Below are 9,052 nucleotides of genomic sequence, written 5' to 3' on the forward strand. Positions count from 1 at the left end.
CCCCAGCACCGGGCCACGTCGGGCAAGACCGCGCCGCCGTCCACCGCGGCGCCCAGCAGCGATCAGGCGCGCCTGATCAGCCTGCTCCCACCCGGGTACCTGCCCGGCGCCTGCACGCCGGCCACTCCGGAGACGGGCAGCATCTGGGTTACCGCGGTGGCCATGGTGACCTGCGGCCAGAACACCCAGCCCGGCGGACCGGCCCGCGCCACGTACGGGCTGTTCTCCACGCCCGACCGGCTGAAGCGGGCCTTCGCCGACGACATCGGCAATATCAGCCTGGTGAACTGCCCCGGCGAGGGGCGCTCACCCGTCAGCTGGCACTACGACGAGACACCCAACGACATGGCCGGCCTGATCGCGTGCGGCACCTACCACAACCACCCCAACGTGATCTGGTCCAACGACGCCAGGCTCATGCTCAGCGACGTCAGCGGGGATCCGGCCACCGTCGAGGATCTGCACACGTGGTGGGACGCGTACGGCTGATCCGTCGCGACTCAGTCCGCCGCCGGCTCCGAATCTTCTTGGCGCTCAGCATCTTCGGCGTCTTCCGTGGTCAACGGCAGCGCCAGCTCTTCGAGTGGGCGCCGCTCGGCGGCGATGCCGAGCCACAGTTCGACCAGACCCGCGGCCGCCATCACGGCCGCCCCGATGAGGAACGACCAGACGACCTCGGTGCGCATGCCCGAGTTGATCAGCTGACCGAACAGCAACGGCCCGGTGATACCACCGATCGCCGTGCCCATCGCGTAAAAGAAGGCGATCGCCAGCGCCCTGGTCTCCATCGGGAAGATCTCGCTGACCGTCAGGTACGCCGCGCTGGCACCCGCCGAGGCCAGGAAGAACGCGACGATCAACACGCCGATGAAGGCCCAGACGCCGCCGGCCCGGGTGAGAAACACGATCGCCAGCGCCACCACCGCGACCGCGGAACCGAGGTAGGTCAGCGTGATCATCGGTTTACGGCCGACGGTGTCGAACAGGTGCCCGAGCACCAGCGGGCCGACGAAATTGCTCAGCGCCCACAGCACGAAGAACACCGGCACCATGCCCGACGGCACCGCGTAGAACTGGCTGAGCAGCGTCCCGAGGTTGAACGTGACGCCGTTGTAGAGGAACGCCTGCCCGATGAACAGCGCCAGCCCGAGGATCGCGCGCCGCGGATAGAGCTTGAACGCGACCGCGGCGATCTCGCGGAACGAGATCGCGGTGCGCTGGCGGATCCGCAGCGCCTTGCCTTGCGGTTCGGGCAGCGGTTGGCCGGTCTCGCGCTCAACCGCCTCCTCGATCTCGCCGACGATCTGTTCGGCCTCGTCGTCGCGGCCGTGGATGAACAGCCAACGGGGGCTCTCCGGAACGTTGCGCCGCACCAGCAGCACGAAGATGCCGAGGATGGCGCCGATGCCGAAGGCGAGCCGCCATCCGATGTTGGGCGGGAAGTTCGCCGTGTTCAACAGGATCAGCGCGCCGCCCGCGCCTGCGGCCGAACCCAGCCAATAGGTTCCGTTGATCACCAGGTCGACGCGACCGCGCACCCGTGCCGGGATCAACTCGTCGATGGCCGAATTGATGGCGGCGTATTCGCCCCCGATGCCCGAGCCGGTGAAGAAGCGGGTCAGGAAGAAGTACCACGGGGCGAAGGCGAACGCGGTCGCGACGGTGGCCACCAAATAGATTGCGAGGGTGAGGATGAACAGGTTTCGCCGGCCGAAGCGGTCGGTCAGGTGGCCGAAGAACAGCGCCCCCGAACACGCGCCGGCGATGTAGATCGCAGCCGCCATGCCGATCTGCGCGGGATCGAGCGCGATGCCGCTACCCGGCTCCATGAGGCGGGCCGACACGTTGCCCACCATGGTGACCTCGAGCCCGTCGAGCACCCAGACCCCGCCCAGGCCGACGACCACGCGCCAGTGAAACCGCGACCACGGCAGCCGGTCCAGCCGCGCCGGCACATGGGTCGAGATGGTCTTGGTTTGCGCGCTCGCACTCATGCGGTCTCCGTTCCTCGGTTTGAGGAGAGATCTACCCACTCAGCGGGCGTCAGCCGCGATCGGAGCGGGACTCCTCGGGGGTCCAGGCCTGCGGCTGGCCGGGGTGGCCGGGAAACAGGAAGTCGATGAAGGCCGCGGCGGTGGGCTGGGGTTCGTGGTTCGCCAGGCCCGGGCGCTCGTTGGCTTCGATGAACGCGTACTCGGCGCCGGTGACGTCGGGCACCAGCAGGTCGATGCCGGTCACCGGGATGCCGATCGCCTCGGCCGCCGTCACCGCCACGCGGCACAGTTCGCTGTTCACCTGCGCGGTGACGTCGTGGATGGTGCCGCCCTGATGCAGGTTGGCGGTGCGGCGCACCCGCAGCCGGGTCCCCTGGGGCAGCACGTCGTCCAGCTTCCACCCGGCCTCGGCGACGGTCGACTCGGTGAGGTCGTCGAGCGGGATGCGGGACTCGCCGCCGGTGGCCGCCGAGCGCCGCCGGCTCTCGGCCGCGATCAGGTCCCGCACGCTGTGCTCCCCGGTGCCGATGACCTCGGGAGGCATCCGCAGCGCGGCGGCCACCACGCGGCCGTCGATCACCACCAGCCGAAGGTCGTCGCCGGTGACGCGCTGTTCGATCAGCACGTCCGGGTACTGCTGACGGGCCCGCGCCAGTGCGGCGGACAGGTCGTCGGGGCCGTTGTCCGGCACCACCCCGACGGTGATGCCCTTGCCCTGCTCACCCCGCGTCGGTTTGACGACGACCTCGCCGACCTCCTTGAGGAAGGCGAAATCGCTCTCGTCGAAGGTGGCCAGCCGCGCCCGCGGCACGGTGATGCCGGCCTCGGAGACCAGGCGCCGCGTCAGCCGCTTGTCGTCACACCGGCACATCGCGACCGCCGAGGTGTACTCGGACAGCGACTCACGGGTGATGACGCTGCGGCCGCCGTGGGTCAGGCGCATCTCGCCGGTCTCGGCGTCGAGCACCTCGACCCAGATCCCCCGCCGCAGCGCCTCGTCGGCGATGATCCGGGCGTAGGGGTTGAGGTCGTCGACCGTCTCGGGCGGCGGGCTGAACAGCGGCTCGTTGATCGCGTTCTTGCGCTTGATCGCCAGCACCGGGACGCGGCGGAAACCCAGCTTCTCGTAGAGGCCGATGGCGGCGGCGTTGTCGTGCGCCACCGACAGATCCATGTAGGCGCGGCCCGCGCTGCGGAAGTGCTCGGCCAGCGCCTTGGTCAGCGCGCCGCCGACGCCGGGCAGCCCGGCGGCCGGATCGACCGCCAGGGTCCACAGGCTCGACCCTTCCTCCGGGTCGTTGAACAGCAACTCGTGATCGACACCGGTGACCGTGCCGACCACCGCGCCGTCCTCGTCGCGCACGGCGAGCAGATACTTCACCGCCGGCACGTTCTGATGGTTGTCCCAGATCACGTCGACGCCGGCCGGAACCATGCCGCAGCGCACGTAGACGCGGTTCATCGCGTCGGCGTCGATCGGGTCGTTGAGTGTGCGCACCGTCACGCCCGGCGGGGCCGGCCCGAAGTTCGTCGTCTCAGGCGTGAAGCGCAGCCGGTAGGTGTGGCTGGGGTCGATGAACAGCTCGGTGGGCGCCTCGGCGACTACGACGTGGGATTCGCGGGCGTAGATGCAGATGTCGCGACGGCCGGGCCCCTCGCGGCGCAGCGCCTCGACCAGGTGCTGGGAATTGGCGAAGGTTTGGCCGAAAATCAGCCGGCCCCAACCCAATTCGAGTTCGACGTCTTTGGCCATCGCATCGACCAGCTCGGGCGGCGATGCGTCGTGCAGACCGAGCGTGATCGCCTCGGTGTGGTCGCCGGACGGGTCGACCATGGTCATGCAACCGGGCCGGTGACACCGTGGCGCTGCAGCCAGAGCTCGAGCAGCGCGATCTGCCAGAGCTCGTTGCCGCGCAGCGGGGTCAGCTTGCCGTTGGGGTTGGCCAGCAGCGCGTCGACCGCGTCGGTGTTGAACAGGCCGCGCTCCTTGGCGGTGGGCGCGTACAGAGCGTCGCGGACCATGTCGAGGTAGGGGCCTTCGAGGTGGGTCAGCGCCGGGACCGGGAAGTAGCCCTTGGGGCGGTCGATGACCTCCGACGGAATCACCCGTCGCGCAGCCTGTTTCAGGACGCCCTTGCCTTCGTGGGCGATCTTGAGCTCCGGCGGGCAGGTCGCGGCCAGCTCGACCAGCTCGTGGTCGAGGAACGGAACCCGGCCCTCGAGCCCCCACGCCATCGTCATGTTGTCCACCCGCTTCACCGGATCGTCGATCAACATCACCGTCGTATCGAGCCGCAGCGCGCGGTCGATCCCGGTTTCGGCGCCGGCCTGCGCGAAGTGCTCGGTGACGAACCGCAGGCTAGGGTCGCCGGGCGCGACGATGCCCGATCCGACCAGCGCCTGCACCCCGGCCGCGTCGCGGTCGAAGAAGGCGCCCCGGTACTGGGCGACGGCGCCGTCCAGGGTGGCCGCCGCCGGATCACCCATCGGCGGGTACCAGTGGTAGCCGGCGAACACCTCGTCGGCGCCCTGGCCGGACTGCACGACCTTGACGTGCCGCGCCACTTCCTGGCTGAGCAGATAGAAGGCGACGCAGTCGTGGCTGACCATCGGCTCGCTCATCGCGCCGATGGCCCCGTCCAGCGCGGGCAGCATCCGGTCGGTCTCGATGCGGATCTGGTGGTGGTCGGTCTCGAAGCGCCGGGCCACGATGTCGGAGTACTGGAATTCGTCGCCCTTGACGCCGCCGGCGGACTCGAAGCCGATGGAGAACGTCGACAACCCGTGCTGGCCGGCCTCCGCGAGCAGACCCACGATCAGGCTGGAGTCCACGCCGCCGGACAACAGGCAACCGACCGGCACGTCCGCGACCAGGCGGCGCTTGACCGCCAACCGCAGCGTGGACAGCACCGCGTCTTCCCAGTCGCGCTCCGACCAATCCGCGCGGTCGGCGTGCCCGGTGAAGTCGGGCGCCCAGTAGGTGGTGACGGTGCGCCGGCCGTCGGGCTCGATGGCGACCAGCGAGGCGGGCGGCACCTTGCGGACGCCGCGCAGGATGGTGTTCGGCGCGGGCACCACCGAGTGGAAACTCATGTAGTGGTGCAGGGCGACCGGGTCGATGCGGGTGTCCACGCCGCCGCCGGCCAGCAAAGCCGGCAGCGTGGACGCGAACCGGACCCGGTGACTGTCCTCGGTCAGATACAGCGGCTTGATGCCGAGGCGGTCCCGGCCGAGCAGCACCCGCCCGCTGTCGCGTTCGACGACGGCGAAGGCGAACATGCCGAACAGGTGGCTGACGAAGTCATCACCCCACCGGTGGTAGGCCTTGATCAGGACTTCGGTGTCGCTGTGCGAGAAGAAGCGGTAGCCGTACCCGCTGAGCTCGTGGCGCAACTCCTTGTAGTTGTAGATGCAGCCGTTCCAGGCCAGCGACAGACCCAGCTCCGAGTCGACCATCGGCTGGGCGCCGGCCTCGGTCAGGTCGATGATTTTCAGCCGACGATGGCCCAGCGCGACCCGGCCCTGCGACCAGGCGCCGCCCGCATCGGGGCCCCGTGGTGTCAGCACCGCGGCCATTGCTGAGACCGCCGCTACGTCGGGCGCCTGCCCGTCGAGTCGGACCTCCCCGGTGACTCCGCACACGTCTTCGACCCTACCGTTGCCCGGGTCGAAGCGCGCGTGAGCTCCGCCAAAAGCGCTGCAGCGGGCCGCCGACGGCCGCGGCCGACCCGTGGTGATCACCGGGATCGACGGATGTGTGAACTGGATCGCACCGTCGCGATGCACCGGCGAGACGGCTCATGACTTGGTGGGCGGCTCGTCGTCACCGGCCGCCGCGTTGAACCGTTCGTGCGGGGCCAGTTCGCGGCGGCGTTCCTTCGCGGAGCAGCTGCCGGAGTTGCTGCCCGTAGCTTTCGACCGAGTCGGCGGTCAGCATCTCGTTGTGCGTGCAGTCCACCGGGTGGGTGAGGACGCCGCCGGAGGCGTAGGGCTCCCAGGAGCGGGCCAGCAGCGAACTGCGGTCGCTTTGGTCCCGCACGGCGGAGAACACGCAGATGTCGCCGTCGAACAGCCGGGGCTCGTGCAGCCGGTAGAGCTCGATGTTGTCGTTGAGGTTTCCGGCCAGCAAATCGGCGAGCCAACGGTGCCGCGGTATGTCGGCGACGCCGGATTCGCGCAGGAGCTCCGCCAGCTGCTCGTCGGTGGGCGGTCCAGTCTGCGCGTCGACGCTGATGTTGTAGGCCCGCAGGACGTCGTCGAGCACCTGCTGCTCGCCCAGGGCGTGCTCCGGCAGGGCGATGGCGTCGTCGATGCTGGGCTGGGCGTCGAGCAGGATTAGGCGCCCGATCACGCGGCCGCGGCGCTGCAGCTCGATCGCGATCTCGTGGGCGACGACCCCGCCGAACGACCAGCCCAGGAGGTGGTAGGGCCCGTCGGGATAGACGTCCTGGATCCGGTCGGCGTGGATCTCGGCCAATTCGCGGACCGACCGCGGCGCGGCTTCGTCGGCCGGTGGGGTTTGCTGAATGCCGAAGATGGGGCGGTCCAGGTACTTGCCGAGCACCCGGTACGGCCAGCTCACCCCGCCGGCCGGGTGGATGCAGAACAACGGCACCCCGGAACCCTCCCGGAGGGTCTGCACGGGAACGACGTCGTCGCCGTCCGCCGACTCGGCCCGCAGCCGCAGGCTCAGCGCCCTGACCGCGGGAGCGTCGAACAGGGCGCGTACCGACAGGTCAACGCCCAGGGTGGCGTTGATCGCGGCGACCACGCGCATCGCCGAGATGCTGTCGCCGCCCAGGTCGAAGAAGGAGTCGTCGACGCCCACCCGCTGCACGCCGAGCACCTGGGCGTAGCTGTCGGCCACGGCCCGCTCGGTGGCGGTGGCCGGGGCCCGGTATCCGCTGCCGGTGTACTGCGCCGCAGGCAGGGCACGCACGTCGAGTTTGCCGTTGGGGGTCAGCGGCAACGCGTCGAGCGCCACCACCGCGGCCGGCAGCATGTAGACCGGCAACCGCTCGGCCAGCGCGGTGCGGGCCTTGGCCGGGTCGGCCGTGCCGGTGATGTAGCCCACCAGCCGCTTGCCGCCCGGCTGGTCCTCCCGGGCGATCACCACGGCCTGCTCGACGTCGTCGAGTGCGGCCAGCGCGGCCTGGACCTCGCCGAGCTCGATGCGGTACCCGCGGATCTTGACCTGCTCGTCGGCGCGGCCCAGGTAGCGCAGCTGGCCGTCGGGGCCCCAGCAGACCAGGTCCCCGGTGCGATACATGCGCGCCCCGGGCGCCCCGAAGGGGCACGCCACGAACCGCGACGCCGTCAGCCCGGCCCGGCCCACATACCCGGCGGCCACCCCGTCGCCGGCCACATACAGCTCGCCGACAACCCCCTCGGGCAGCGGGCGCAACCACGGGTCGAGCACGAACAGGGCCGCGCCGTCCACCGGCAGACCGATCGGCGGCGTCCCGGATCCCCGCGTCAGCGGGGCGCTGATCGCCACACACATGGTGGTCTCGGTCGGTCCGTACGCGTTCACCATCACCCGGCCGGGCGCCCAGCGATCCACCACCTCGGCCGGGCAGGCCTCGCCGACCACCGCCAGCGTCACCGACTCCAGCCCCTGCGGCGACAGCATCGCCACCGCCGACGGGGTCTGCGTCAACACGGTGACGTCAGCGTCGACGAGCAGGGCGTGGAAGTCCTTCGGCGAGCGGGCCACCGACTCGGGCACCACGACCAGCCGGCCGCCGCGCAGCAGGGCGCCGAAGATCTCCCAGACCGACACGTCGAAGGCGTACGAGTGGCTCTGCGTCCACACGCCCACCCGCGGCAGGCCGGCGTCCAGGGTGCCCAGCAGCTGGGTCACGTTGCGGTGGGTGATCGCCACGCCCTTGGGGGCACCGGTGGTGCCCGAGGTGTAGATGACGTAGGCGATGCCATCGGCCGCGACCGCCGGCAGCGGCGCGGCCGCGTGCTCCCCGATCCGGGGATCCTCGATGTCGATGACCGTCACCTCGGAGCCGTTCAGCCGCGACCGCAGGTCTCCGGTGGTGACGGCGGCGACCGGCGCGGCGTCGTCGAGCATGAAGCGGATCCGGGTGCCCGGCGCGGCCGGATCGATCGGCAGATACGCCGCCCCGGTCTTGAGCACCGCCAGGATGGCCACGATCGCCCGCGCAGACCGCGAGAACAGCACCGCCACCGACTCCCCCGGGCCCGCGCCCTGCTCGGCGAGCAGGCGCGCCAGCCTGTTGGCGGCCTCGTCGAGTTCCCGGTAGGTCATCGACGTGCCGCCCCAGCTGATCGCCACCGCGTCGGGCCGGTCCGCGACCTGCGCGTCGAACAAGGCGGGAATCGACGGCAGCGCGGGCAGCGGCCGGGTCAGCACCGCCCGGTTGCCGATCTCGTCCAGGCGGGTGTGCTCGGGCGTGCCGAGCGGATCGACCGACGACAGCGGCCGGCCCGGGCCGGCGGCCATCGCGAGCAGCACCCGCTCCAGCCGGTCGCGCAGCGCCTGGATGGTCTGGGTGTCGAAGACGCCGGTGTCGTACTCCACCCGCAGGCCGAGCTCCCGGCCGGACAGCGCGGCCTGCATCGTCAGCGGGTAGTGGTTGCGCTCGAACATGTCGACGTCGGCGATCGCCAGTTCATGGTCGACGGCCATTGCGGACGTGTCCAGCGGATAGTTCTCGTAGGCGAACAGGGTGTCGAAGAGCTTCTCGTGCCCGGTGATCCGGTGGATCTCGTGCAGCGCCAGGTGCTGGTGGTCGAGGGTGTCGGCGTGGGCGCGCTGCATCTGGTCGAGCAGCTCGGTGGTGGTGGTCGACGCCGTCATGTTGGCGCGCACCGGGACGGTGTTGATCATCAGACCCACCATCGATTCGGCGCCGGGCACCTCGGCCGGGCGGCCCGACACGGTGGTGCCGAAGGTGACGTCGTGCTGGCCGGTCAGCCAGGCCAGCAGCTGCGCCCACCCGGCTTGCAGCACGGTGCTGACGGTGGTGTGGCCGGCGCGGGCCAGTTCGCTGACCGCCCGGGTGGTCTCCTCGGACAGCGCGAAC

The 9,052-nt window shown here is 70.5% G+C and carries 4 protein-coding genes and 1 pseudogene; 1 reads left to right on the top strand and 4 read right to left on the bottom strand.

Annotation, left to right across the window (positions count from 1 at the left end; genetic code table 11):
- Positions 1 to 489 (top strand): annotated as a pseudogene (locus tag DQP58_RS24610) (serine/threonine-protein kinase); the annotation flags it as partial.
- An 11-nt stretch (positions 490 to 500) separates the two neighbouring features.
- Here the strand turns inward: DQP58_RS24610 and DQP58_RS24615 are convergent.
- The 4 genes from DQP58_RS24615 to DQP58_RS24630 all read right to left on the bottom strand — a co-directional run.
- A complete protein-coding gene (locus DQP58_RS24615; RefSeq protein ID WP_112710727.1) occupies positions 501 to 1,994 on the bottom strand; it encodes an MFS transporter in 1,494 nt (497 codons plus the stop codon).
- A 49-nt stretch (positions 1,995 to 2,043) separates the two neighbouring features.
- On the bottom strand, positions 2,044 to 3,834 hold the full coding sequence (gene ngg / locus DQP58_RS24620; protein ID WP_112710728.1) for an N-acetylglutaminylglutamine synthetase: 1,791 nt from the start codon (positions 3,832 to 3,834) through the stop codon (positions 2,044 to 2,046).
- Positions 3,831 to 5,636, bottom strand: coding sequence for an N-acetylglutaminylglutamine amidotransferase (locus tag DQP58_RS24625; RefSeq protein ID WP_112710729.1), 1,806 nt, complete (start codon positions 5,634 to 5,636; stop codon positions 3,831 to 3,833). The genes ngg and DQP58_RS24625 overlap by 4 nt, the downstream gene beginning before the upstream one ends.
- A 181-nt stretch (positions 5,637 to 5,817) precedes the next feature.
- Positions 5,818 to 9,052 (bottom strand): non-ribosomal peptide synthetase (locus DQP58_RS24630; protein ID WP_114149369.1); only part of this gene is annotated, 3,235 nt, incomplete at its 5' end.

Origin of the sequence: Mycobacterium colombiense, assembly GCF_003284975.1 — a bacterium.
GTDB classification, from domain to species: Bacteria; Actinomycetota; Actinomycetes; order Mycobacteriales; family Mycobacteriaceae; genus Mycobacterium; species Mycobacterium europaeum_A.